The organism is Sporosarcina sp. NCCP-2716 (assembly GCF_023707985.1).
GTDB lineage: Bacteria > Bacillota > Bacilli > Bacillales_A > Planococcaceae > Sporosarcina.
In genome coordinates, this window is record NZ_BRCF01000010.1 from 67,306 (window position 1) to 91,841 (window position 24,536).

Below are 24,536 nucleotides of genomic sequence, written 5' to 3' on the forward strand. Positions count from 1 at the left end.
AGTTTTCAGTATACGGGGAATTGATATGATTGAAATAGCCAGATTGAGTCAAAATAGTAGGGTCAGTTTTATAAGATCATCAGCAGTGAGAGGGCGCTTGTCAAACTCCACTGCAGAAATTGAGAAGGAGGGGCTGTCATGAGGGACCGCATTCCATTGGAGGTCGTTTCATCTGTGCTGGCTGCAACGAGCGTTCTGCTTGCACTGCCGCCATTAAATCTGCCGCCGTGGGCACTGTTCATCGGCTGGGCGGGGACCATGGCATCGGGAGGACCGAAAAAAGAAGTGATGACGAAAATTTGGAAGACCATGCCGATCGGCTCGTTCACTGCGCTGCTGATCGTCCTGGTGAAAGACGATTGGCTCGGCCCGATGCTGCCCGGTCATTGGCCGATTGCAGGCGAAATGGCCACAATCTTCGTGTTCAACTGCGGGATGATGCTGCTCGGCCGGACGAAATGGTCGCTGTTCGTACCAGGTATGTTCTTAGGATTTGCGAGCTTCTTCGCGACATACTACGGCGGCTGGGGTCCGGTCACACACAATGTCTGGGCAGCCTTCATCGCTGTCGTCATCATGAACGCGCTCGGCCCGGTCTACGCATGGCTCAACGCGAAACTCGCCTTCCCGGTTGCGGAACAGCAGGAGCGGTAACATGCCGCACCTGCTCTCCGGTCAATGCCATCGGTAGACGAACAGCACGGAAATCGACAGCATGACAAAAGCGAATGCTGCCCACAGGACTGCGGCAGGCTCGATGGATGTGACGAATGCCCCGGCGCCCACCCCGGCGACGAAAGTAACGATACCCGTGCCGAGATGGAGCAGCTCCGTCTTCGCTTGCGGGTCTTTTTCAAACAGCAGTTTGTAGAGGCTGCTCATCATATTGCGTGCATTGCCGGTCATGATCCCGTTGTTGACGGCAGTCGACCCGATCTTGCGGAACGTCGTGAGTGCATATCCCGACAGCCAGCCGAGGACGAAGACGGCGACCGACAGATGGAGATAAGGCTGCGTGACTGCTAGCAGCAGCAGGAGCACCGCCTGCACGTAAAGGAAAATCCGGTATTTCCGCAAGCCCCGTTCCTTATAGCGGGCCAGCAGCACTTCCCCCATGAAAGCCCCGCCCATGAAACCGACGAGCGACATGACGTTCGGTATCCCTTCAAACGGCGCGCCCGTCACAAGTTTCACCCCGAACGTCACCATGTTGCCGGTCTGTGCGCTGACGAATACGTGCTTCAGTTCCGTGAACGTATACGCATCGATGAACCCCATCAGGAACGCGGCCCCGATCGTCAAGAATGTCGTGATGCGCACAGCGTGTATGTGGTCTTGTTCCAATCCTATCCCCCCTTACAGAAAACATCTTCTTCGAAAAAAAACATCTATTTTCCAAGCGAATCCATCATTGTGTTGATTGTACCAAAAGAAAGAGACTTTTGAATGAAATCGTTAAAAAATCAACAAAAAAACGACATTATCCGACAAGCTGGATATATTGTATGCTACAGTTGGCTCAGATGGCTGAACGATTCTAAATACTATACCATTTGTTCACTCATGACACTTTTCGGAGGAGGAACTATCATGTCTGACAAGCGACCACCGCGAACAAGCAAGGAAGAAGCACAGCACCAGCAGGACATGAGCCGGCGTAAATTCCTCAAGAATTCCGGCCTGCTCGCCGGAGGATTGGTGGGGGGCGGTCTGTTCGGCGGCCTGATCACCAACAGCTTCGACAAAAAGGAAGAAAAAGCAGTCGTCAGTAAGAAGGACAACAACCGCATGGATGAACAGGCCCGCCAGTTCTTCACACGCCACCATGATTTCAATGTCCTCAGCGCCGCCACAGAGCAAATTTTCCCCGAAGACGAGCACGGACCAGGTGCCATCAAGCTTGGCGTACCTTATTATATCGATCAGCAGCTCGCAGGGCGGTGGGGCATAAACGGCAGGGATTACCGCCACAGCCCGTATGCCGTCGATCTCGACAAATCCGATCAGCAGGCAGGCCCTGCGGGAGAGCAGTCGATCCTGGATCGCGGACATCTGTTCCTGCTAGGTTTGCGCAAGATGGACGACGAGAGCCAAAAACGGTTCAGTAAGCCGTTCGACGAAGCCGATGAGGACCAGCAGATCGAAGTCATGAAAGACTTTGAAGACAACAAGATCCCGATGAAAGGGGTTAAAGCTTCCGAGTTCTTCAACCTGCTCATCAACTCAACGCTCGAAGGCGCCTACTCGGATCCCCTCTACGGCGGAAACTACAATATGGAAGGCTGGAAGATGAAAGAGTTCCCAGGCGCACAAGCTTCCTATGCAGGATATATCGAACAGGACGAATTCAAAAAGCTGGAACCCGTCAGTCTCCGGGATTACCAGGGACACTGATCAGGAACCGGAAGGAGGATGACAGATGGTGAAGAAACTGGACAAAGTAGATGCGGTGATCGTCGGTTCAGGATGGGTCGGTGGCATTGCCGCGGCGGAACTGACAAAAGCGGGGCACAAAGTCGTCATCCTGGAACGGGGCTCCGATAAAAAGCACGAAGACTTCGTCGGCACCAAAGACGAACTGCGTTATTCCAAACGGTATGATCTCATGCAGGACTTGAACAAAAGCACGATCACGTCCCGGAATTCGATGGACAAGGAAGCGCTTCCTGTCCGCAACAACTCGAACGCCCGCCTCGGGAACCATACGGGCGGTGCAGGGAACCACTGGAATGGCATGGCCTTCCGCTGGCTTCCGTACGACTTTGAAATTTACAGCAAAACAGTGGAGCGGTACGGCAAGGAGAAAATCCCGAAAAACTCGACGATGCAGGACTGGGGTATTACATATGATGAGCTGGAGCCATATTACGACAAATACGAGAAAACAGCCGCCATTTCAGGGGAAGAGAGCCCGCTCGGTCCGCCGCGTTCGGATAAGTACCCGAATCCGCCCATGAAAGACACGCCGACCATCCGGCTGTTCAGCGAAGCTACAAAGAAACTAGGCTACCACCCATACCGCATCCCTTCTGCAAACGCATCGCAGACGTATACGAACCCGGACGGCGAAACGATCAACGGATGTGTCTACTGTGCGTTCTGTGAAGAGTACGGCTGTGATTTCGGCGCGAAAGCCGATCCGATCGGCACGGTCCTCGCGACCGCCCAGAAGACGGGCAACCTGGAAATCCGCAACGAAGCCCACGTCAACCGCGTCAGCCACGACGGCAAGAAGGCGACCGGTCTCGTGTACACCGACACGATGACCGGGCAGGAATACGAACAGCCTGCAGATATCGTCGTCCTCGCAGGTTTCGTCTTCACGAACACCCAATTGCTGCTGACGTCGAAAATCGGCCAGCCGTACGACCCGATCACCGGCCAGGGGATCATCGGCAAGAATTTCACAGGTCACTTCAACAACCTGTCGACCTATATCGGGGCCCGCGGCTTCTTCGAAGACAAGAAGTTCAACAACTTCATGGGGACCGGCGGACTCGGGGCGTCCATCGACGACTTCAGCGGCGATAACGAGGATCATACCGACCTCGACTTCCTGCATGGCTACGAAGTCCACTACAGCCAGCTCGGCACACGGCCGATCTCCCATAACGAAGTGCCTGAGGGGACACCGAAGTGGGGCAAGGAGTTCAAGAAACAGTCGCTGAAATACTTCAACCGCAATCTGTTCATCACCGCACAGAGCGGATTCCTGCCGAACCGCTACACATATATGGATCTCGACCCTGCCTACAAAGACGCCCTCGGCAATCCGCTGCTGCGGGTGACCGTCACTTATGACAAGCAGGACATCAACCGCGCGAAAGCCGGCGTGGCCCGCTGTGAAGAGATCATGAAAGAGATGGGCGCAGACCAGATGACGGTGGATGTCGTGAAAGATGACATCGTCTTCGACCATAAGTTCTTCACGGACCATTTCTTCGGAGGGGTGATCATGGGGGCGGATCCTGCCACGTCCGCGGTCAACACGTATTCACAGATGTGGGAGATGGAAAACCTGTTCGTTGTCGGCGGGTCTTCGTTCCCGCACAACAGCAACTATAACCCGACCGTCACGATCGGAGCGTTCGCCTACCGTGCGGCGGAAGGCATGCTGAAGTACTTGAAGGAAGGCGGCAACGTCGCGCTGGCCGCTTCGAAGGAAACAGTCTGATCACAACACACGAAACGCCTATTCCTGTGCGCCATGCATAGGAATACGGCGTTTTTTCATTTATCCATAGTCCGGCCGGTACAGGCGCAGCAAAAAGACAGCAGCGAGCGAGAAGGAGATCCAGAGGATGGCGGATGGATTCCATTGGATGACAAGCATGCTGATGCCTGCACCCATCATGAAAAACACGAGGACGCCGAGCACATGGAGCAGGTCGTCCCGGGCGTCTGTGTCCCGCCGGAACAGCACCCGGTACAAGTTGTTCATCACCTTCTGAAGGTTGCCCGTCATGAGGCCGACGTTCACCGGAGTGGCGGCGAAGCTCTGATACGTGGTCAGCGCATGGCCGGAAAGGACCGCCAATATGAATATCTTGACCGGAATGCGGAGGATGTGCTGAAAGCAGGCGAGATAGAGGAGGATGAATGCCTGGATGGCCAGGAATACACGCAGACGGTGGTGTCCCGTCAGCTTCAGCCGCGAGAGCAGGCGGTCGCCGTAAAGAGTGCCGAGGAAATACCCGGACAGCGACAGGGCATTCAGGAACGCATTTGCTGCCTGTCCGCTCGCCAGCATGATACCGAACGTCACCATGTTGCCGATCTGTGCACTGGCAAACACGTTTGAGAACTGGGTCAATGTATACGTGTCGATGAACCCCATCAGAAACGCTGCGCCTATCGTGACGGCGTTCCGCAATCGGTCGATCTGCAGTGGTTGTTGCAGCATATCTCTCTCCTTTCCTGTGCTGGAACCTGTATGTCTACTGTACCCATACCCTGAAGAGGACCCGGCTATTCTGGCAGGTCAGGAAGTCGGAATTAACAAAACAGACCTTCCAGGCAACAGGAAACATGGTATATTGGAAAGAGAATGGATAGGGAAGGAGCCGATCGGATGAACCCGAACGAACTCGTGCGGGCTGTCAACGCCTGTGTGGAAGAACTGGACTTCGTGACTGCGCGGAAATACATGGAGGACAACCTCGACATCTTGAAGACGCATAAGCACCGGCTGCAGCGCAATGCCCAGGAACTGCTGGAATTCGTCATGCATTCAGACAGCAAACGGCTGACCCAACAGGAGGTCAAAATCATCCATGCCCTCAATGATCATGCATCCCACTTCAATATCCGGTCGTTCAAGCTGCTCGTCAAGGACCACGTATCGCTCATGAACCGGGAAGAAACACAGACCTATTTGAATGCAGACGCCAAAGCACTGCTCTCCAGCATGCAGGGAACCCATTCACAGGAGTGACCGCCAATAGACAAAATCCGAAAAAGGGGTGAGGATGATTTCCAATAAATTCACGACAGCAGCCGGATGCACAGGCTGCCTGCTTCCGCTGGCAGCCATCGTAGTATTCATCCTGAGCTTTTCAGACGCCGGCAGCTATGCACTGCTGCCCGCGGGCATCATCGCAGGTGCAGGTATTCTCCTTTTCACGGTCGCCTTGAAAATCGAAGGACGGCGTAAAAGGAAGCAGCGGGAGAAACTGTTTTCATACGAGCAGCCAGGGACGGACTTCAAAAAGATGCCATCTGTCGCTTCACATGACCTGCTGACGCGGGTTGCGATCGATTTCAGAGGGAAACGCCTCTACATTTGGACAGCCCATGATGACTTCGGACAGCCCGTCACAAAGCCTTTTTACGGGATGGCATATCGGCTGGATGAGTACGCATTCGAGGACGTGGAAGCAGCCGCACTCGTTGAAAACGGAGAAGCCGAAGCCATTACTGCAGCTTTCAGCACACTGCCGATCGAGCAGTTCGTTACATCGGATGTAACGGATACACTGGAATCAGGAGATCGGGAAACAGATCCGGTACGTGTGCAGCTGCTGGCACTCATCGTACAAGTGGATGACAAAGTGACCCCTTTCCACCAAGTGAACTTCCACGACGGAACAGGTGCAAGCCTGACGAAAAAATCAGCGGAATATAAAGAGATGAGAGGCAGTCTGCAAAAATGGATGAATTACATGGATGAACTGCTGAACGAGACGTACCCGACGCATATGAAGCGGGTCCATATGGAAGAGCGGGCTGTGCATCAGACTGAGGATAGTGCAGAGAGAGATTCATATCCGTCAGTTGGAGAAGAAGCATTATCGCAGATGGAACATGGAGAACCGGCCGAAGCTATCGAACCTTTGGGGTTCGAGAAAGAGAGACAGCAACCCGGCCTGCTGCAGCCCGCCGATCCTATACAACCAGTGACGGCTGAGCCTGAACAGCCGAAGGAACCGTCCTACTTCGAAAAAATTCTGAAAGAAAACAAACGGATGATGCAGCGGGAGCGGGAAGACGGCGATGAAGAGAACGACCACTGAAAAAAAGCGCCGGAGCTTAAGATAAGCTCACGGACGCTTTTTCAATTTGCTGACAGGGATGAGTACCGTACGCTGAAGTGCAGCACCGCCCATGGAAACGTTCTGAGGACGAACTGCATAATCGATGCCATCGATGACATAGAAACCGTTCCCTTTGTAGGCAGCTTCCTTTCCTTGTTTTTCAAGCTCTTTTGTCACATCCTCCGCCTGTTTGCGCAAGTCCTGATGCCGCTGATCGAGGTCCAGCGTAATGTTGCCTTTCCGATACCCCATCAGCATATTGAAGCCGAACAGTGCAGCTCCGGCAGCCAGGATGGCGATCAATACATTCATCATTCCATCACTCCCTCCTTCATCCATCTGTACTATCCTATGGATAACTATACCACGAATTGACGGAATTTTCATCGATTTTACATAATCGGGAATACGGAAGTGATGGCCGGAACGCCGAGGACCTCAGGCTGGGCACAAACCGTCAGTCTGGTACACGGATGCCCGGCCGATCAGCTTGTCGGACATGGTGGCGGCCTTTCGGGATTGTGAACGGCGAACCGGAAACCGGATCCTCGATCACTAAACAGTCCATATTGAAGATCTGCAGCATGGTGTCTTCCGTAATGACCTGTTCAGGCGGTCCTTCACAGATCAGTTCACCATTCCGAAGCGCGAAAATATGGTCCGCATACCGTGCAGACAGATTGATGTCATGGAGGACCATGACGATCGTCGTGCCGTATTTCCGGTTCAGATCGGTGAGCAAGTCCAGGATTTCCACTTGATACGTAATGTCCAGGAACGTCGTCGGTTCGTCGAGGAATAAGATGTCGGTCTGCTGGGCAAGCGCCATGGCGATCCAGACACGCTGACGCTGCCCGCCGGACAGTTCGTCGATATGGCGGTTTGCGAGTTCCGTAATGTTCATCGTTTCCATCGCTTCTGCGACAGCCTCGTAATCTTGCGCCGTCCAGCCGCTGAGGAGGGACTGGTGAGGGAAACGGCCGCGGCCGACGAGATCGGCGACCGTAATGCCTTCCGGAACGATCGGCGACTGCGGCAGCATGCCGAGTACCCGAGCGAGCTGCTTGGATGGCAGTTTACTGATCGGACCTCCGTCCAGCAGGACATTTCCGGCGGAAGGTTTGAGGAGCCGCGCCATCGTTTTGAGAAGTGTCGATTTTCCGCACGCATTTGCGCCGATGATGACGCTGATTTTACTGCTCGGGATCTCCAGGCTGATCCCTTGGAGGATCGTCTTGTGATCGTAGCCGGCTTTCAGCTGATCGGTCCCGAGCCGGTGGGTCTGTTCCATCAGAGTTCCCCCTTTCTATTCATGCGGATCAGCAGGAAGATCAGATATGGTGCACCGAGGATCCCGGTGATGACCCCTGCAGGATACCGTGCGGTGAACGCGAATTGTCCAATCAGATCCGCAGCCAGCACCAGATTCGCGCCGACCAGTCCGGCTGCGATGACGGACGGGAAGCCTGCACCGACGAGCCGCTTGGCGATCGGCCCTGCGAGGAACGCGACGAACGCAATCGGACCTGTCGCCGCGGTGGCGATGGACAGCATGATGACGGAACTGGCAATGAGCAGGATGCGGGTGAGGTCGGTGCGCACGCCGAGCGAGGCGGCGGTCTGTTCACCAAGTTCCAGAATCCCGAGCTGTCTGCTGAGCAGCAGCACGACGGGCGTCAGCAGCAGGACCGCCAGCAGCAGCGGCGGCAGCTGGTCCATCTTCGACCCATTCAGGCTTCCGGTCAGCCAGCGGAACGCAGCCGGGAGATCCTGCTCGGCGCCGATCAGTAAGAGATAGGAAATAAGCGCATCGAGCATCGCCTGGATGCCGATGCCGACGAGGATGAGCCGCCCGATCGAAAAGGTACCGCCCCTTGACAGGAAGTAGATGAGCAGGACCGTCGCGAGACCCGCAGCTACGGAGACGGCCGAGACGATCGCGCCGCTCGTATGCAGTACGATGATGCAGAAGACAGCCGCCGCACTGGACCCGGTCGTGATGCCGAGGACGTTCGGGTTCGCGAGCGGATTACGCAGCATCGTCTGGAACGTGTTGCCGGCTAAGCCGAATGCGAAACCGGCGAACAGGCCGGCCAGCATCCGCGGCAGCCGGATGGTCGACACAGCGAACGAAGCCCCGGGGACATCGCCGCCCGTGAGCACCCGGATGACGTCCGCTGCGGGATAGATCGTATTGCCGAGCATGAGCATCGCACCGCACAGGATGATTGCCAGCAGCGCGAGGCTCCACGTGGCCGTATGCCCGCGGAATCGCCGTTTCTTTCTGCCGGTTTTGATGAGTTCCATCGTTTCCATTTTCATAATGACCGCACTTTCGATTTCATCGCTAATAGGATCAGAAGGGGAGCCCCGATGAATGCTGTTACGACTCCGACTTCCAGTTCGCCTGGACTGCCGAGCAGCCGCCCGGCCACGTCCGCGGCTGTTAAAATGAGTGCACCCGCGAGCGCCGACATCGGGATGACGAACCGCAGATCCGGCCCGAGCAGCAGACGCATGACATGGGTCGAGAGCAGGCCGATGAACCCGATCGGGCCGGCGAGCGCTGTCGCCGCGCCGCATAAGAGGACGGCGCCAAGTGCAGAAATCACCCGGATCATACCCGTCCGCACGCCGAGCCCTTTGGCGACGTCATCCCCGAGAGCCAGCGCATTGAGAGCGGGACCTGACAACAGAGCCAGGAAAAGACCGATCAGCAGAAACGGGGCGAACGTCGAGACGGAGGACCAGTTTCCTGCACCCACACTGCCGACCTGCCAAAAACGAAACTGATCCATGACGTGGGAACGCGGGATCAGGATCGCTAAAACAAGTGAAGACAGGGCCGCGCTGGTGGCGGCTCCTGCCAAGACAAGTTTGATGGGGGTGGCGCCGCTTCTGCCGAGCGAGCCGATACCGAACACGAAGACGGCTGTCAATGCCGCTCCTGCTAAGGCGAGCCAGATATATTCGGCTGCCGTGGAGATGTGCAGAAAGGCGATCCCGCCGACGATGAACAGGGAGGCGCCGGTGTTGACGCCGAGAATGCTCGGATCGGCGATCGGATTGCGGGTGACCGACTGCATGAGCGCCCCCGATACACCGAGGGCCGCTCCGCAGAACAGGCTGAACACCGTACGCGATATCCGCTTCCGTACGACATCCGCGCCGTACGTCTGGCTCTCCGGACGGAACAGGCCGTCGAGGATCTCCTGGAGCCCGACCGCCCGGGAACCGAAGACGAGAGAGGCGCCGATGCAGAGAATCAGCAAAATGATCCCTCCGGTCAGTACGAGCCAGAAATGCTTTGGTAAGTGGAATCGGTTCGTTCTCCGTCCGGCGAGTGCCGGATCAGTCATTGACCTTATCCGCCGCGTCACCAAGCAATTTCACATAGTCATCGATCGTATAGCCGATCGACAGCGGATTCGGATTGCCGGCTGCTGCAAGCGGTGTATTGTCTCCGATGAACACGACCGATCCGCGTTCGATTGCCGGAATCTTGCCGAGCAGCGGATCTGCTTTCACCGCTTCGTACAAGTCGTCACCGCCATAGCCGACGATGATATCCGCATCATTCAGCAAGTCCGCGTTCTCCGCGCTGAATTCGAACGAGTAGCTTGCGGGATCCGTGATCGCAGCCGTCACCTTTTCGGGATACTCCATACCGAGTTCCTTCAGGAAGGCACCGCGCGGATCAGCCGGCGTGTACAAATGCATTTTCGACATATCCTGAGCAGAGAAGTTCACCCATGCCACGGTTTTCCCTTTCAGTTGCGGGTACTGGTCTGCTGCTTTCTGGATTTTCGCTTCCGTGTCCTTGATGAGCTGTTCGCCTTCCGCTTCCATGCCCATGCCTTTCGCGTTCATCTGCACTTGCTCACGCCACGTCGTCGCCCATGGCTTGTCCGGGTAGGCGATGACAGGAGCGATTTCGCTCAGCGTGTCATAGTCTTCCTGCGTGATTCCGGAATAGGCTGCCAGGATGACGTCCGGCTGAGAATCTGAGATTGCTTCGAAATCGAGTCCGTCCGTATCTTGGTAGATGTTCGGATCGGTGACGCCGAGTTCCTTCAGCTTTTCCGCTGTCCACGGCAGCATGCCGCTGTCATCCTGGACGCCATAGTTGGCTGCCGAGAAGCCGACGGGCACAACGCCGAGCGCAAGGACGACGTCATGGTTCGCCCATTGGACCGTCGCCACACGCTCCGGTTTGCTGTCGATGACCGTCTCGCCGAACGCGTGCTTGATCGTAATCGGGTATTGCGCACCGCCGTCCGTGTCTTCACCGATTTCCGATGCTGCCGTATCGCTGCCGTCAGCCGCCGGTTCACTGTTTCCTTCATCTGTTGACTTGTTTCCTGAACAGCCCGCGAGCAGCCCCATCACGAGGATGGACAGCAACAATGCCGTCAAGCTGAGTTTCTTCGTCGTCTTCATGTGTACTCCCTGCCTTTTCTCAAATGTATTACCGGATAGCCCGGCTGGATTGTTGCGAAACCATGCCGCCTGAGCAGCAGAATGAAAGCCAGTTCAAACCCGTTAACGTTATCATTGATAATCATTCTCACTTGAATATAAAGGCTTGCTCGCTGTCTGTCAACTGAAACTTCTAAACTCATGCAGGCGGAACAATACGTTTCCGGAACACAGCGTGCTATAGTGGGAGGAACAAAACGTATCTGGAGGGTGAAGAAACTATGAAAATTGAAATCTGGTCCGACTTTGTCTGTCCGTTCTGCTATATCGGAAAGCGTAAGCTCGAGAGTGCCCTGAACGAATTCCGCGGCAAAGACCGGGTGGAGATCGAATTCAAAAGCTACCAACTCGACCCTGACTCAGAAAAGTACGATGGCCAGGATTTCTACGAGAGCATGGGGAAGAAATTCGGCAGTGTGGAACAAACAAAACAAGTGATGCAGTCCATTACCGCGCAAGCAGCGGAAGTCGGTCTCGATTTCCGGTTCGATACGATGAAACCGACCAACACATTCGACGCTCACCGGATGACGAAATTCGCCAAGACACTCGGCAAGGATGACGTGCTCGCTGAAAAACTGCTGTATGCGAACTTCACGGAATCGAAGGATATCGGCAGCACAGCCGTCCTGACAGAGCTTGCGGTCGAAGCCGGACTGCCGGAAGAGGAAGCGGCCGCTGTTGCGAACGATCCGGCCGCCTATGCAGGAGATGTACGCACGGATATCGAAGAAGCGAAACAGTTCGGCGTCCAAGGCGTCCCATTCTTCGTCTTCAACCGTAAATACGCGATTTCAGGAGCCCAGCCGAAGGAAGCGTTCCTCCAGGCACTGGAGAAAGTGCTCGAAGAAGAACCCGTCATGCCGTTCGAAGATCTGGCAACAGAAAGCGGAGCAGGCGGCGTCTGTGCGGACGGCAGCTGTGAAGTGCCCGAAGAGAAGAACTAACAGAGATTATGATGGCCGTCGGATCCGTCCGGCGGCTGTTCGTCTATTGAAAGGGGAGATCGAAAAATGGATTTTGAAACGGAACGCCGGCTGGCAATGGGGCTTCCGCGACTGCGGCAGAAAGAACTGCGAAGCCGGCTGACGCTGTCCGAACAACAGGAACTGGAAGAGTATATGACCATGAAAGAAAAGGAGCTGCCGGACTACAAAAAGAAACAGCTCAACAGCGGAGTGCTGCTGTATGCTATCCGGAATTATACATTTGAAGACGTGACACCCAAGCCGTCATTCTTCCAAAAGCTGACGAAAACCGGACCCGGCACTCCACAATATCTGCTTTCATTCCCAACACTGCCGGATGCAAATGAAGAAGACTTTCCATTTCAGCTCATGCTGGAACTGAGAGATCTGCTTTACGACTCGGGACTCGGAAACGATTGGCCGAAAATGCTGCCGGTGGAAGTCGATATGTATTACTCCGACCAAATGGATGATGAAGAGCGTGCATGGTTCGAAGCACTGCCGGAACCTGATTGGTGTTTACAAAAACTTAACGAGGCAAGCGGTCTGGAAGAAAAGGTTCATGAGCACAGTCAAGAAATGAGGGAACTGGTGCAGTGGCTGATAGAGTACTGGCAAAACGGCTTCCAAATTTACGCGGATCTGGAGAATCTGTTCGATTACTATGGAGAAGATGACTGAATAAAAGGTTGTCAGCCCGTGTATAGACGGGAAAGCATGAATGAGAGCAGGGGTGCTCCCAGTTATGCTATACTATGGGCTACCAAATACAAACACAAGAAGGCGACTAAATGATAGAAGTGCACACTTCAGAAATAAGCGACGGCGAATTCAACCGCGGCGTCTTTGCTACTTGCGACATCCAGAAAGGCCAGCTGATCCACGAAGCACCGGTCATCGCATACCCGAACGAGCAGCACAGCCACATCGAAAAGACTCTCCTCGCAGACTACGCATTCGAATACGGCGTGAACCACACAGCCATCCTGCTCGGCTACGGCATGCTGTTCAACCATTCCTACACACCGAACGCCGATTACGAAATCAATTTCAAAAACCAGACCTTCGACTTTTACGCCCACAAAGCGATTGCCAAAGGCGAAGAGATATTCATCAACTACAACGGCGACGTCGACGACCAGGAACAGCTCTGGTTCAACGAAGACTACGCACCGACAGACGATGAAGACTAACTGGATAACCAATTGAAACCACCTGCTGCAACATGGGCCGGTGGTTTTTTCGTTTTTATGTACCAGGCACCATGTTGCAGCGTTTTTATGTACCAGGCACCATGTCGGCGGCTGCCCTGACAGAAAAGACGGAGCGCAGCGCAGTCCACCATTCAATATTGATCTGGAGTGGTGGAGGAGCACTTGGCGCGAGGTGGGACATCGGAGAACCGGAGGATGTTCCGCGCGAATGGAGCGGTTAGGCGCGGGGAATGAGCGGATGGACGTGGGAAACGAGCGGATGGACCGCTGAATGGAGCGCTTAGACAAGAGAAACGAGCGGATAGCCGTCGGAAATGAGCGGTTGCATGAGAAGAAGTGTCTCCTTCGGAAAAAATCTACCAGCCGGCGGAAAAGATTTGGAAAACCATATCTACTATTTTCCAAGTCGTGTATGATGAAGTTACTGAGAATTCAATGAAAAGAAGGCTGTTCCGGGTTCTCGCTCGTCATATGAAAGGGGAGATTCACTCATGAACAAACGCATCTGGAACGGAGCCCTGTATGGCCTGGTCATCTCGCTCGCGCTCGGTCTGCTGATGGTCAACTATTCAATGAAATCGTATAAGGAAGACTTGACAATCATCAATTACGTACCTGTGTACGACTATGTTGTCGGTGTCCTGCGATACGGCGCCATCGGGACGCTGATCGGCATGTTCATCGCCTGGCGCAAAAATAAGTCGGAGGATGACGGCCCGAAAACCTATTACGGAGAAGTCTTCCTCGGCGTCCTTTTCCTCAGCTGCGGTATCGCGGCACTGGCATTTCTGTTTGGTTGATCAGAAGGTGAAACTAATAGGACGGGGAGTGACGGCGTGAAAGGGATAAGACTGCTGGCAGCGGTGCTGTCGCTTGCTTTCATCTGTACAGGCTGCGTTCTCTGGGACGGAATCCGCGGCTGCCCGGACGGGATCATCGACTGGGCGGATGTCCTGATGGTGGACGATATTAAATACATGGGCGATTTCAATCGAAAAGAAGACGATCCGCTCCCGGAAGCCGGAGACCGTCTCGGCAAAGTGACCTACACACTTGATGGCCATGCCTGTTCCAATCATAAGCTGAGAAACGGGGAAGCTTCCTACGTCCCGGTCGGAACAGAAATATTCGCAGTGGAAGGCTATAAACCAGAGTTCCGGGTGATTGCAGACGGCCGGGTCTTCCAAGTGACGGACAATCCGAAAGCGGAAACGCTCGGCGACCTTGCCGACATCCAGGGAAAAGTGACCGGCATCAGCGTCCACAGTGATGAGGACGACTCCCCCCTCGGTGAACTGAACGCAGAGCAATCGGCCGTGTTTCTCGATGAGTACTTATCGCTGCCCTATGAAGGGGACGTCGAAGAGACAGCTCCTTACAAACGGAACAACCGGGTCATCCTTTACTTCCATCTGAAGGACGGCTCGTCGTACCACACAATCTACGTATTGGATGAAAACATTATCGGCAACGAAGCGCACGGAACCGAATCGATGAAAGAGATGATCGAGGTGTTTCTGGATGAATGATATTGACCAGAGCACGTGTTGTTTGTCGATAAAGAAGGGCTTTATTAACTGTGCAGGGGATATTGCGCTGTTCGTGTCACTAGAGAGTGCTGCTAGTGCCCACATCGAGTAACTTCGTGAGCTGGCGGTCACTAAGGAATGTTCCAAGTGCCCGCATGGAGGTTGAACACGCTGCAACGGTAACTAGAGAAATCCTCTAGTGCCCGCCCGAGGTCAATACATAAGCAGACGGTCACTAAGGCGCGTCTCTAATGACCGCTCAGAGGGATGTTCCGCTGCAGAGGTCACTAAGGAGTGTCCTAAGTGCCCGCCCACGGTCAATATATAAACAGACGGTCACTAAGCAACACTCTTTTAGCCCTTGCGCCTCCACAACCCGTAAGACCGGGCAGTAAAGAAATGCCTTTTCCGTCCAATCTACCTCATTCAAAATAGTGATCGGCAGTTAAGTACAGAAAGCGAGGGAGTATACATGGAGAAAAGTTATAGATGCATTTTCCATACCGACGAAGAGTCGGGGGATATCGATATTGAAATAGCAGGGGAAGGGCAGGAAGTCCATTTCGAGATGGCCATCGATTTTTTCTCTGTGCCCGTTCTATTTTTTCAACTTGCCCGGCTGTGGACCGGTAAGTCGGTGGAATATGAAATGCATGGGTTCGGTATGGCGATTGATTATAGTTTCAGGAGAGAGGGCGAACGTCTGTTGATTCGAAAGGATAAAAGATCAAACAAAGGACAATTCATCACTTCCTATGATTTCAACATGGAACAATTTGCATATGCTCTCGATGGAGGGATGAAAGAATTGATGGAGAAAAAGCGTGCATTGGGCGAATTCCCTCTGCCTGCCGCCGATTCCCCTCACTTGCTCGAGACAAACAACGTTGAAAAATATGAAGAGTTTTCTGCGCTGATTCATTCCACGCGTAAAGGGAAAAAGCACGACTAAGAGGTGAGTGAAGATGAAATTAATTGGTAAGTCATTGATTTTAATCATGCTCGGCATCCTGCTCACCGCCTGTTCCGGGCAGTCAGCAGAGCAGGAAAAAGGGAAGCTTTTGCGTATTGATGTCCAGCTCGTTGACGAGGACGGCAACAAAGGGGAAGAGGGAATTCTGGTGGATGAAGACGATCTGGAAGCCGCGCAGAATGCTCTTGGCAACACGGAATGGCAGCCGAACACAGCACAGAAGATGGCAAGAATGAAAGATGCGGTAGCGATGTTCTTTTACGAAAAAGACAAAAACTTGCCGGAATCGCTCATCGAATATCATATCTGGTTCGAAGAGGACGACTCGGCATTGTTGGTCAGCAATGATGAGGACGAAAACTTCGGGCAACTGAACCCGGAGAACGCACAGATCCTGAAAAACCTTTTCGGTTATGAATAAGCGACGCAGAGAGGAGAGAGGGAGCAATGGAGAAGTCGAATTTATCTGAAGTGATAGGCTGGAAGCTGCGAAGCATTTTGGCGGATAGCTTCTCGATGAATGCTTCGAAAGACAATTGGACCATTCGAATGGGCGACCCTGTCCTTCATTTCAAATCCGCAGAAGAAGAGGGCAGCTCGATTCATTGGCAGTTGTCGTGGGTGGAGACGAAAGATGGCGATGACGTACTGCTGATTGACACAAATGTAGCAGTCGCAGATATACCGCACTACCGGACAGTACCAGAATTTGAGCAGCCGATCATTGCCGGTTCGGCCGTGTTTCTCGAGGACGCTGTCGTTCAAAAGGTCACGGGGTACGGCTTCCATGCCGTTGACGACGATCATTTGACGGCTGTCGTCATTCACACAGCAGCAGGTTGTATGACCATTGAAACTGGTGCCGGGGGAGTGATGGCGGTCACTATGACGGATGTCGCAGCGGAGACACTGGGAGATGTACTGCTTGAAATCGGGAGATGAGACCATGTTGGCATCACGTAGGAAAACGCTGATACTATTCTCTTGCCTGGCGATCCTCATCGGACTGACAGGATGTGCCGGGGCAGCGGATTATGATATCGATTTACCGGGGGAGTACTCGATCCTCCGCACATCTGCCCACCAAGTGACCATAGCGCCGAAAACAGGAACGGATGCGTGGGGGGCGAACGCGGTTCCGGCAGAGGTGACTGAAGTCGGGTGGAACGATGACTATATCCTCGCCAAGCAGATGAAAGGCGAGAAAAATCACGCATACTGGATCATCCAGCTGAGCAATGATCATGTCACGGGCCCACTCAGTGACAGCTCTTTCAGTGAGAAAAAGGAAGAACCCGGATTGTCGGACATCACGTTGAAGAGCGTGAGTGATCTGCCGAGAGAGTGATTGCAATGGAAAAGAGTTTGCGAAAAAAGAGGGATACAGTATGAACCGAAAAATATGGCTTTCCCTATTCTTCATGCTCGTCGCCGTGTACCTTGGGTATTCCATTCTGTTCGGCGATGGGGCGTTATGGGTGCGACTGCTTGGGCTGGCTGTCATCATCCTGTGGTTCTGTCTGACACCCCTCTTTCCAAATGAAGAAAAAGGGAACTTAAAGGAAACTGGAACGTATGAGGAGAGAGAAGGATGACAATCCGAAAAAGTATTCGCCTCCTGAAGTTGCCATTCATACGCGCGCTGTTATTGTTTTTGATCATACTTATCCTGCAGCTGACCGACCAGTTCAGTGTCCTGCGCTTCGGCATTCTGGTCATTACTTATTCCTCAGTCGAATGGATCATCACAGAAACAGAGGTAGATGTGAAAACGGGAAACTGGATCATTGACCGGGGAGGCATCGTGTTTATCGCAGCAACCATACTTCTTATCCTGTTCAGTATCTGAACAAAAGAACATAACAGCTGGCAGGATTAAGATGGAAAGCTTACGTAAGGGAGGGCCATGACGCTAATGAGGAAGCAGGACATGAAGGAAATTCCGAAATGGGGAACGTATCTGCGTGGGATTTGGCGAGATGCTTTTGCGGGCCATTTGTCTGCTGAAGAGCAGAAGGAAATCTACCTCGACTCGTTCTTGTGGCATCTCTGCAGTTATCAACAGGTGAGCTGCTTGGAGAAAGACGAGGCGATACGCGCGTTTCACGAACAGCTCAAAAAGAAATGCACGATTTTTTATCAGCTTACAAATGAGGCGTTTTTAATCCAAAATGCTGCCGAGCTGACCATGAAAGAACTGCCATATGAAGAATTGAGCTGGGACTATGGAGATCTCTATGTTATGGACTGGGAAAGTAAATGGACTTTTATGATTACTCATGAACATGACGAACTGGGACCGTATTTCATGTCGAAACTTCCAGGCGGGCGTAAAACCAATATTATTGGAAACACCCATTTCGCAACACAAGGTCGCCATGATTGAGTATTTCACCAGAATTCTGAGGTTCACACATGCAGAAGTCTGGGATGTCCGCTGCGCGTCATCCGATTACAGAGTGTTTCTTGCTGATGAGAATCGGCCTGCTGAGGCGGCGGATTTACGGTTGCCTGCTGGTATGTCTATGGAATCCGACGAATTGAGGGATAACTTACTGACTGTGAGCATCTATTCCAATCGACCTGTACAGGAATCACATATTGGATCGCTTGATCAATTTGCGAAGCAGCTGACAGATCATGTAGCGCTCGCTCATTGTGAAGTCGTAACAACATTCTACACGGGCGATACCGAGCAAGCCCTTCAGCAGTTTGTGGAAAACCATACATCTTCAACGTATGAAGGACTGCCCATCGAGCAGCTCCGCCATCTGAATCAAAACTGAACCGGAAAACGGATGGATTTCGTATAGGAGGTGCAATCCTTTGGAACTGATCGAAACCGTTTATCAACTGTCGGGTGTGGCCCTGCTCGTTTGTGGTATTTACTTCTACCTGCATTTCAAAAAGATGAGGAAGACCCGGCGGCTTACAGGGAAGGAACGACTCTTCTACGTGACGACCCGAATTGCACTGACTCTATTTGCTGTGAGTATGTTTCTGAAGGTGATGGATAAGTATTGGCAGTCAGGCACCATGTAGCTGTCAAATTGTTTGCGGTCATGGAACAAGTGAAGACGAAGGAAGTGACAATATGAAACAGCGGACCGGCAGATTCATTATTTATTTCATCATCTTTTTTATTGTGAATATGGTGGTTAATCTCCTTTTCAAACAGGAGCTGAATCTCCTTGCAGCCTTCTCGGTTGCCTTAGGCGTAAGCGCTGGAATCATTTTTCTCGGACCTTTCCTGTTTGGTAAATTGAATAAAACCTGAACATCGGACAGTTGAACTTCAATCGGAAATCACCTATGGAGAGGAGCAACAATATGGAAGTGGTCTATCTGGCAGGCGGCTGCCTGTGGGGCGTCCAGGCTTTTGTCAAAACGCTGCCCGGCGTGTTGAAGACAGAGGCCGGAAGAGCGAACGGAGCGAATCCAACGCTCGAAGGCGAGTATGACGGCTATGCGGAATGTGTGAAAACGGAGTTCGATCCGACAGTCGTCACTGTCAGCGATCTGATGGCCTATTTGTTTGAGATCATTGATCCATACAGTGTCAACCGGCAGGGCGAAGATGTAGGCGAGAAATACAGGACAGGACTTTACAGCGAACAAGCCGCGCATTTGGAAGAGGCACGGGCATTCATCCAGAAGCGGGGCGATGCCGACCGGATTGCGGTGGAAGTGCTCCCCCTCACCAACTATGTGAAAAGTGCGGAGGAACATCAGGACCGGCTCGCGAAATGTCCGGACGATTATTGCCATATTCCTGCCGATCTCTTACGGAAATACGCACAGGAAGAAACTCGATCGGAAACAAAAAAAGCCTTCCAGTAAGGGGCGCTGGTGCCCTCAGCAGGCGGACAAGGAGAAGCGCATGAACTACTTACGGTCATTCACCTTCCCGAACGAAGACCAGGAACACGATTTTTTCATGGAAATCAAGAGAACGTGCTACGACTCGTTCTACCCTTTTAAGGTTTTGGCACGCAACGGCGTAAACCGGCTCGATTTTGAGCCGATTACGATCCTGTACGGCGGGAACGGCTCCGGCAAGTCGACAGTTCTGAATGTCATCGCAGAGAAAACGGGCATCCTCCGTGATTCGGTCTATAACAAATCCAACTTCTACCCGGATTACGTGGAACTGTGCAGCATGGAGACGACTTCGGACATCCCGGAAACGAGCCGCATCATCACGAGCGACGACGTCTTCGACTACATGCTGAACATCCGGAACCTGAACGAAGGGATCGACCAGAAACGGGAGAATCTGTTTGACGACTACCTGGACGCCAAGTACTCCCAATTCCAAATGAGGTCGATGGAGGATTACGACCAGCTGAAAAAGGTCAACGAAGCCAGAAGCAACACGCAGTCCCGCTTCGTGCGCGGCAAGCTGATGGACAATGTCCGGGAGTACTCCAATGGGGAGAGCGCCTTCCTGTACTTCACGGAAAAGATCGGTGAGAACGCCCTATATCTATTGGATGAACCGGAAAACAGCCTGTCGCCGAAACGCCAGATCGAACTTCTGCAGTTCATCGAGGACTCCGCCCGGTTCTTCGGCTGTCAGTTCATCATCTCCACCCATTCCCCCTTCCTGCTCTCCATGCGGCACGCCAAACTCTACAGCCTCGACGAAAACCCTGTCGAGGTCAGGAAGTGGACGGAACTGGAGAATGTCCGGACGTATTATGACTTCTTCAAGCAGCATGAGGATCAGTTCGAATAATAAAAGGCATAAGGGAGGTGCTCAACATGGTGCAAGAAAATAAAGGGGCAACTTTGCTTGGAAGCCTGGTAATATACGTTCCATTATTTATCGCAGCTTATCTGGGTGTCATGTTAGTAAAGTACTGGACTAATGATGATTTAACATGGCTAAGAACTTTTGTAATGATGTTTTCAATTGCTATTATTTATTTTATTCTCAGGAGAACTACTAAGAAGAAGCTTAAATAATTGTTTACTGATTAGCTATTGTACACGAGGAGGATACCATGCTAAAGTCCATTTGGATTGTCGTAGCCATTATCACCCAATTCATCGCGGTTGCGATGTGGGGAGAATACGTATGGATGCATAGGCTTTCGAATGGAGGGGTAGGCGGAACCCCATTAGGCCAAATCCAGCCTATCATTTGGTGGCTGCTTGCGGTGGAGATACTGGCACTGATCCTGATCGCCTACTTCCACAAACAGAAAAATAATCTCTAAAAGGAGAGGGTTCCATGTACGAATTGAAAGACTCCTATTTTTTCATCTTTGATACACCGACGTTAGTTGTGGCTGGCCTAATGCTCGTGCTCGCCATCGCCGGCTTCCTCTTTTTCAGACGGAAGAGAGCCGGTCAGGGACGATGATTGCGGGGACCGGGCAAATCGGTTCCTGCCAACAGGAAACATAAATGGACTTATTGAATCATCCAATTCATGAAACGAAGGAGTGGGGATAAATGACGGATCCATTGAAAAAGAGCTCAAGTGACAAAGCGATCGCGGGTGTCTGCGGCGGCATTGCGGAATATACCGGTATCCCTTCGCTGGCCGTGCGGATCCTCTTCATCATCGTCCCTGTCAGTTTACTTATGTACGCGGTGTTAGCCTATTTCATGCCTAATGACGACCTAAGATTGTAAGGGGGTTCCCGCCAGACGGGCATGTGAACTGGAAATTCGAGCAGGGGACGTTACGAATCCTTCTGAGTCGGAAAAGGAGAACGATGACCATAACGATTGGATGCGATACACATGATTATTTTGGCAGCGATGATTGTCCTGTTCCTAGCCATAGGCGGGGTGATGATGACCGGCAGAGGCTCGTTCCTCATCGCCGGCTTCAACACTATGCCAACCGAGGAGAAAGAAAAATATAATGAGACCGCCCTCTGTAAATTCATGGGGAAAATGATGTTCGCCTTGGCCTTCAGTATGCTGTTTTGGTTGTTCAGTGTCGCGTATGACATCCATTGGCTGCTCTACGTGGGTTTGATCCTCTTCCTTTTCATTGTGGCATTCATGGTTATTTTCATGAATACAGGCAGCCGATTCAAAAGGTAGAAAGTACTTCATGCCATTAGAAACGTATGTCATAGTCAATTTACCAATACAGGAAAGTTCTCTGTTTAATATTTATTAATTTAATTATCAGGTGAATTCCAGTCTTAATATAATTGATACTAAGACTAGGAACAGTGTGTTTCAACCTGCGGGCCAGATTATGTGAGAGGATGTGTAGAAGTTGGTCGGAAACAAAATAAAAATAACTGTGTTATTAGTAGTATTTCTTTAATACTATCAATAACATTTTTCACGTTCTCCAAGATTAACTCTAATCACAAAGCAAACGCGCATAAAATGGCTGAGTGTTTCGATAAGGAAGCAAGCATAACCGTTGAAGAAGAAAGAAGGTTCCTATCCTCTAAAACTACTGTTTCTTGTGATGGTAATTAAATCTTACTTTGAACCCATTTTGTGAATCATTAATTATCATATAGAATAGCCTGTGTGATTTCCGCAAATGGGCGCGATTCTTCAGCTAGGATTTGTGCCCTTTCTAAAATAGGGCCATTTAGCAGGACAATAATTTAACATTTGTTAAACAGGCTCCAAACATATTATCAACGAAAAAATGCGTGAATAAGATGGAGGGAAGCCCTTGTTAGGAGAACAGTTCTATAATCGGATAGAACAATCACGAAACGCCTTTTTGATATTTGCCACTATAAACATTCTTTTCTTTTCGGGAATATCATTTACGTTTGTAGTTCCAGGTCTAAAAGGGTTCAGTTTGTTTTTTGTAGTTTTGACATTATTGATGTACTTCATTGTGGCAAACATATTTGTCGGCTTATTTAAAAATAGGATATGGTTTGTTTTTATGATTTGCATAATCTTAAACAGTCTTGGAATGGGTTGGCGTTTATGGCTTGAATGGGGAGAATTTAGTTTAGCTGAGCATACGAGATGGGCGGTTTATGTCGGTTATCCAATTGCTGGTGCTATCATCATTACATTATTTGATGTCCTTAATATTTTCTTTTTAGAAAGAAAGTCAGCTTTTCACTAAAGACTTTTCGCTAATGTCTTACATGATGTTCGCCTTGGGCTGATTCATGATTATCATAGGGATTTCTGAATTCCAAAAAAAGCGAAAGAAGAATTCGCTAACAATCATATTTGCCTCCGCATTTACTTTAATCGTTTTACCTTAGACCTTTTGACTTTCCTTTTGACTTTTCTTGAAACGGTCCATTTAATCGCTAAATGACAAGATGAGGTGTTTGTGGTGGGTTTTTTAATAGGTTTTTCTATAATCATAGTTTTCCTATGGTCAATCGACTCTCAGCTAAGAAAAGGTGCAACGCAAAATGAAGAAACAAAAGAGTTATTGAAGAAATTGATCGATAACAAAAGATGAACTCGTACAGAATCGGGCGTGAAAATGAGATAGCGACTTGCATCAGTTCTGCAAACTAGTCAGAGTATTAAGTTATGGGAGGGTATATTTTGAACATATTAGTACTAGTTACATTGTTTGTTTCTCTGCTAGTCTCTACCATAACTTGCATAGGGGTATTTAAACGAAAAAGTAAAAAAGGGCTGAGTGTTATAACTGTATTGGTTATAAATACGGTGATTTTACTTATAGCGACCGTCCTTTTTTATAAGTTTGATGTACAAACTTTTCATAAACAAAAAGATGGCGTCTTTAGCAGTTTGGGAATATCAGTATTTGTATTTTTTATTCCAGTTCTAACACTTATAAATGTCTATACTCTAGAATTTCTAAGATATCAACGTAAGAAAGTATATTACTAACTTTTTTATTTTACTTCGTTAATGGACTCGAATGCAAAAGAGCGATCTGCATCTGTTCTGCAAGATAGCCAGATTGCGCAAATTCCAAAGGATACAGTAAGCGAACTTTTCAGAAGAAAGGATGGGACTGTTGTATAGAAAAGAACGCCCAGGTTTGTTATTTCTAACAGTATTCGTTTGGATAGCTTATGCTGTATGTGCAATGATTTTTGGATTCAATGCCTGGTTCGTGAAAGTCTTAAGTTTAACAGCTATTGTTCTTTCTGGGGTTTTGCTGTTTTACATCAAGAAGCATATAGAGCATAGAAATGAATCGCAAGAATGAGCTGGCGGGCGTTTCCATTCTGAACATCCTTTTTGTTTTTTATCGGAACAAGTTTCAGTTCACAGAGTTCCATAAAAGCGATAAAAATGTGAAAATCAAGAGGGGAACGAGTACCGTCCTGCTATCGATTTCGCTGCTGATGCTGGTGATTGTCCCTCTTCTTAAATAACTGTTATAACGGATCGTGGAACTGCTTATAGACCAGTACGTATTGGAGGAGATCATATGCCGCGCTGTGCAAGCTGTCAGCATACATGGAAAGCGAAGGACGTTGTTGCGTTAGGGTTTTCGAAGAAGGGGAAGGACTGTCCGCATTGCGGGCGGCGGCAATACTTGTCCGCAGAGACGCAGAGGTGGTTCACCTTAGGCTGGCTGAGCCTGATCGCTGTGCCGTTTCTGCTGATGACGATCAGACTGAGCGACAAAGACGAGCCGTTATGGTGAGGGGGAGAAGGATGAAGAAGTTGGAGAGGGAGCAAGTACGGGTCGTGGCGACGTTGGCTGCGCTGCTGGCAGGGGGCGGACTCGTGCTCATGTTTTGCAGCCCGGTGTTCGGCACGTACTTGGGTGATGCTTGGCTGTCTAGTCAGATGGATGGCATGGCGGATACCAGTACGTATTGTTTATGGCACACTAGAAATGTAGGAAACGGCAGCTAATTTATGTATAAAAAAAGGCCACTTGCCAACAT

Annotated in this window: 38 protein-coding genes; 31 read left to right on the plus strand and 7 right to left on the minus strand. The window is 51.1% G+C overall.

What is annotated here, in order from left to right; all coding sequences use genetic code 11:
* Positions 1–138 precede the first annotated feature (138 nt).
* A complete protein-coding gene (locus NFU03_RS14150; RefSeq protein ID WP_251639723.1) occupies positions 139–654 on the plus strand; it encodes a DUF1097 domain-containing protein in 516 nt (171 codons plus the stop codon).
* A gap of 21 nt (positions 655–675) precedes the next feature.
* Here the strand turns inward: NFU03_RS14150 and NFU03_RS14155 are convergent, their stop codons facing one another.
* Positions 676–1,344, minus strand: coding sequence for a YoaK family protein (locus NFU03_RS14155; RefSeq protein WP_251639725.1), 669 nt, complete (start codon positions 1,342–1,344; stop codon positions 676–678).
* Between the two features lie 246 nt (positions 1,345–1,590).
* Here NFU03_RS14155 and NFU03_RS14160 point away from each other — a divergent pair, with 246 nt between their 5' ends.
* A complete protein-coding gene (locus NFU03_RS14160) occupies positions 1,591–2,394 on the plus strand; it encodes a gluconate 2-dehydrogenase subunit 3 family protein (protein ID WP_251639726.1) in 804 nt (267 codons plus the stop codon).
* Positions 2,395–2,419: 25 nt separating this feature from the next.
* On the plus strand, positions 2,420–4,174 hold the full coding sequence (locus NFU03_RS14165) for a GMC family oxidoreductase (RefSeq protein ID WP_251639728.1): 1,755 nt from the start codon (positions 2,420–2,422) through the stop codon (positions 4,172–4,174).
* Between the two features lie 60 nt (positions 4,175–4,234).
* On the opposite strand, the gene NFU03_RS14170 is transcribed toward NFU03_RS14165, so the two are convergent.
* Positions 4,235–4,903, minus strand: coding sequence for a YoaK family protein (locus NFU03_RS14170; RefSeq protein WP_251639730.1), 669 nt, complete (start codon positions 4,901–4,903; stop codon positions 4,235–4,237).
* Positions 4,904–5,071: 168 nt separating this feature from the next.
* On the opposite strand from NFU03_RS14170, the gene NFU03_RS14175 reads away from it, so the two are divergent.
* Together NFU03_RS14175 and NFU03_RS14180 are read left to right on the plus strand one after the other, a co-directional pair.
* Positions 5,072–5,434, plus strand: coding sequence for a hypothetical protein (locus tag NFU03_RS14175; RefSeq protein ID WP_251639732.1), 363 nt, complete (start codon positions 5,072–5,074; stop codon positions 5,432–5,434).
* A 34-nt stretch (positions 5,435–5,468) separates the two neighbouring features.
* Positions 5,469–6,512 carry a hypothetical protein gene (locus tag NFU03_RS14180; RefSeq protein WP_251639735.1) on the plus strand — a complete coding sequence of 348 codons (1,044 nt, stop codon included), beginning with the start codon at positions 5,469–5,471 and terminating at the stop codon, positions 6,510–6,512.
* 27 nt (positions 6,513–6,539) lie between these two features.
* Here NFU03_RS14180 and NFU03_RS14185 read toward each other — a convergent pair whose 3' ends face one another.
* The 5 genes from NFU03_RS14185 to NFU03_RS14205 all read right to left on the minus strand — a co-directional run bounded on the left by NFU03_RS14185 (position 6,540) and on the right by NFU03_RS14205 (position 10,973).
* Positions 6,540–6,848: a hypothetical protein gene (locus tag NFU03_RS14185; protein WP_251639736.1), complete on the minus strand. Its 309-nt coding sequence runs from the start codon at positions 6,846–6,848 to the stop codon at positions 6,540–6,542.
* A gap of 142 nt (positions 6,849–6,990) precedes the next feature.
* Complete coding sequence (locus NFU03_RS14190; protein WP_251639738.1) at positions 6,991–7,824, minus strand: ABC transporter ATP-binding protein; 834 nt, start codon at positions 7,822–7,824, stop codon at positions 6,991–6,993.
* Complete coding sequence (locus NFU03_RS14195; RefSeq protein WP_251639740.1) at positions 7,824–8,855, minus strand: FecCD family ABC transporter permease; 1,032 nt, start codon at positions 8,853–8,855, stop codon at positions 7,824–7,826. Before NFU03_RS14195 ends, NFU03_RS14190 begins: the two co-directional genes overlap by 1 nt.
* Positions 8,852–9,892, minus strand: coding sequence for a FecCD family ABC transporter permease (locus NFU03_RS14200; RefSeq protein WP_251639741.1), 1,041 nt, complete (start codon positions 9,890–9,892; stop codon positions 8,852–8,854). The genes NFU03_RS14195 and NFU03_RS14200 overlap by 4 nt, the downstream gene beginning before the upstream one ends.
* The gene (locus NFU03_RS14205) at positions 9,885–10,973 is read right to left on the minus strand and encodes an iron-siderophore ABC transporter substrate-binding protein (RefSeq protein ID WP_251639743.1); all 1,089 of its coding nucleotides are present in this window, start codon (positions 10,971–10,973) and stop codon (positions 9,885–9,887) included. The genes NFU03_RS14200 and NFU03_RS14205 overlap by 8 nt, the downstream gene beginning before the upstream one ends.
* A 260-nt stretch (positions 10,974–11,233) precedes the next feature.
* Between NFU03_RS14205 and NFU03_RS14210 the strand changes: the two genes are divergently transcribed.
* The 26 genes from NFU03_RS14210 (at position 11,234) to NFU03_RS14330 (ending at position 24,504) form a co-directional block, all read left to right on the plus strand.
* Entirely contained in the window at positions 11,234–11,959 is a 726-nt protein-coding gene (locus NFU03_RS14210) for a DsbA family oxidoreductase (protein WP_251639745.1), read from the plus strand.
* 66 nt (positions 11,960–12,025) lie between these two features.
* Positions 12,026–12,661, plus strand: a complete 636-nt coding sequence (locus NFU03_RS14215) for a hypothetical protein (protein ID WP_251639747.1) — start codon at positions 12,026–12,028, stop codon at positions 12,659–12,661.
* A 110-nt stretch (positions 12,662–12,771) separates the two neighbouring features.
* On the plus strand, positions 12,772–13,173 hold the full coding sequence (locus NFU03_RS14220) for an SET domain-containing protein (RefSeq protein ID WP_251639749.1): 402 nt from the start codon (positions 12,772–12,774) through the stop codon (positions 13,171–13,173).
* A 512-nt stretch (positions 13,174–13,685) separates the two neighbouring features.
* Positions 13,686–13,994 carry a hypothetical protein gene (locus tag NFU03_RS14225; protein ID WP_251639751.1) on the plus strand — a complete coding sequence of 103 codons (309 nt, stop codon included), beginning with the start codon at positions 13,686–13,688 and terminating at the stop codon, positions 13,992–13,994.
* A 36-nt stretch (positions 13,995–14,030) separates the two neighbouring features.
* Positions 14,031–14,723: a hypothetical protein gene (locus NFU03_RS14230; RefSeq protein ID WP_251639753.1), complete on the plus strand. Its 693-nt coding sequence runs from the start codon at positions 14,031–14,033 to the stop codon at positions 14,721–14,723.
* 472 nt (positions 14,724–15,195) lie between these two features.
* The gene (locus NFU03_RS14235) at positions 15,196–15,675 is read left to right on the plus strand and encodes a hypothetical protein (RefSeq protein ID WP_251639755.1); all 480 of its coding nucleotides are present in this window, start codon (positions 15,196–15,198) and stop codon (positions 15,673–15,675) included.
* 13 nt (positions 15,676–15,688) lie between these two features.
* Positions 15,689–16,117 carry a hypothetical protein gene (locus NFU03_RS14240; protein WP_251639757.1) on the plus strand — a complete coding sequence of 143 codons (429 nt, stop codon included), beginning with the start codon at positions 15,689–15,691 and terminating at the stop codon, positions 16,115–16,117.
* A gap of 26 nt (positions 16,118–16,143) precedes the next feature.
* On the plus strand, positions 16,144–16,638 hold the full coding sequence (locus tag NFU03_RS14245; protein WP_251639759.1) for a hypothetical protein: 495 nt from the start codon (positions 16,144–16,146) through the stop codon (positions 16,636–16,638).
* A 4-nt stretch (positions 16,639–16,642) separates the two neighbouring features.
* Positions 16,643–17,044 (plus strand): DUF3997 domain-containing protein, encoded by a 402-nt coding sequence (locus NFU03_RS14250; RefSeq protein WP_251639762.1) that lies wholly within the window; start codon positions 16,643–16,645, stop codon positions 17,042–17,044.
* A gap of 40 nt (positions 17,045–17,084) precedes the next feature.
* Positions 17,085–17,291, plus strand: coding sequence for a hypothetical protein (locus NFU03_RS14255; RefSeq protein WP_251639764.1), 207 nt, complete (start codon positions 17,085–17,087; stop codon positions 17,289–17,291).
* Complete coding sequence (locus tag NFU03_RS14260) at positions 17,288–17,545, plus strand: hypothetical protein (protein WP_251639766.1); 258 nt, start codon at positions 17,288–17,290, stop codon at positions 17,543–17,545. The genes NFU03_RS14255 and NFU03_RS14260 overlap by 4 nt, the downstream gene beginning before the upstream one ends.
* An 81-nt stretch (positions 17,546–17,626) precedes the next feature.
* On the plus strand, positions 17,627–18,082 hold the full coding sequence (locus tag NFU03_RS14265; RefSeq protein WP_309296276.1) for a DUF4275 family protein: 456 nt from the start codon (positions 17,627–17,629) through the stop codon (positions 18,080–18,082).
* A complete protein-coding gene (locus tag NFU03_RS14270; RefSeq protein ID WP_251639770.1) occupies positions 18,075–18,482 on the plus strand; it encodes a hypothetical protein in 408 nt (135 codons plus the stop codon). Before NFU03_RS14265 ends, NFU03_RS14270 begins: the two co-directional genes overlap by 8 nt.
* 40 nt (positions 18,483–18,522) lie before the next feature.
* Entirely contained in the window at positions 18,523–18,738 is a 216-nt protein-coding gene (locus NFU03_RS14275) for a hypothetical protein (protein WP_251639772.1), read from the plus strand.
* 52 nt (positions 18,739–18,790) lie between these two features.
* The gene (locus NFU03_RS14280) at positions 18,791–18,973 is read left to right on the plus strand and encodes a hypothetical protein (protein WP_251639774.1); all 183 of its coding nucleotides are present in this window, start codon (positions 18,791–18,793) and stop codon (positions 18,971–18,973) included.
* A gap of 53 nt (positions 18,974–19,026) precedes the next feature.
* Positions 19,027–19,536 (plus strand): peptide-methionine (S)-S-oxide reductase, encoded by a 510-nt coding sequence (locus NFU03_RS14285; protein WP_251639775.1) that lies wholly within the window; start codon positions 19,027–19,029, stop codon positions 19,534–19,536.
* A 40-nt stretch (positions 19,537–19,576) separates the two neighbouring features.
* A complete protein-coding gene (locus NFU03_RS14290; protein ID WP_251639776.1) occupies positions 19,577–20,434 on the plus strand; it encodes an AAA family ATPase in 858 nt (285 codons plus the stop codon).
* 26 nt (positions 20,435–20,460) lie between these two features.
* Positions 20,461–20,664, plus strand: a complete 204-nt coding sequence (locus NFU03_RS14295) for a hypothetical protein (protein WP_251639777.1) — start codon at positions 20,461–20,463, stop codon at positions 20,662–20,664.
* Positions 20,665–20,702: 38 nt separating this feature from the next.
* Positions 20,703–20,918, plus strand: coding sequence for a hypothetical protein (locus NFU03_RS14300; protein WP_251639778.1), 216 nt, complete (start codon positions 20,703–20,705; stop codon positions 20,916–20,918).
* Between the two features lie 14 nt (positions 20,919–20,932).
* The gene (locus NFU03_RS14305; RefSeq protein WP_251639779.1) at positions 20,933–21,064 is read left to right on the plus strand and encodes an LPXTG cell wall anchor domain-containing protein; all 132 of its coding nucleotides are present in this window, start codon (positions 20,933–20,935) and stop codon (positions 21,062–21,064) included.
* A 92-nt stretch (positions 21,065–21,156) separates the two neighbouring features.
* Positions 21,157–21,339 (plus strand): PspC domain-containing protein, encoded by a 183-nt coding sequence (locus NFU03_RS14310; protein WP_251639780.1) that lies wholly within the window; start codon positions 21,157–21,159, stop codon positions 21,337–21,339.
* Between the two features lie 111 nt (positions 21,340–21,450).
* Positions 21,451–21,759: a DUF3784 domain-containing protein gene (locus NFU03_RS14315; protein ID WP_251639782.1), complete on the plus strand. Its 309-nt coding sequence runs from the start codon at positions 21,451–21,453 to the stop codon at positions 21,757–21,759.
* A gap of 598 nt (positions 21,760–22,357) precedes the next feature.
* Positions 22,358–22,768, plus strand: a complete 411-nt coding sequence (locus tag NFU03_RS14320; RefSeq protein WP_251639783.1) for an ABC transporter permease — start codon at positions 22,358–22,360, stop codon at positions 22,766–22,768.
* 46 nt (positions 22,769–22,814) lie between these two features.
* Positions 22,815–22,913 carry a DUF3953 domain-containing protein gene (locus NFU03_RS15795; protein ID WP_398290468.1) on the plus strand — a complete coding sequence of 33 codons (99 nt, stop codon included), beginning with the start codon at positions 22,815–22,817 and terminating at the stop codon, positions 22,911–22,913.
* A gap of 1,157 nt (positions 22,914–24,070) precedes the next feature.
* Positions 24,071–24,289, plus strand: coding sequence for a hypothetical protein (locus NFU03_RS14325; protein ID WP_251639785.1), 219 nt, complete (start codon positions 24,071–24,073; stop codon positions 24,287–24,289).
* 11 nt (positions 24,290–24,300) lie between these two features.
* The gene (locus NFU03_RS14330; RefSeq protein WP_251639787.1) at positions 24,301–24,504 is read left to right on the plus strand and encodes a hypothetical protein; all 204 of its coding nucleotides are present in this window, start codon (positions 24,301–24,303) and stop codon (positions 24,502–24,504) included.
* Positions 24,505–24,536 lie beyond the last annotated feature (32 nt).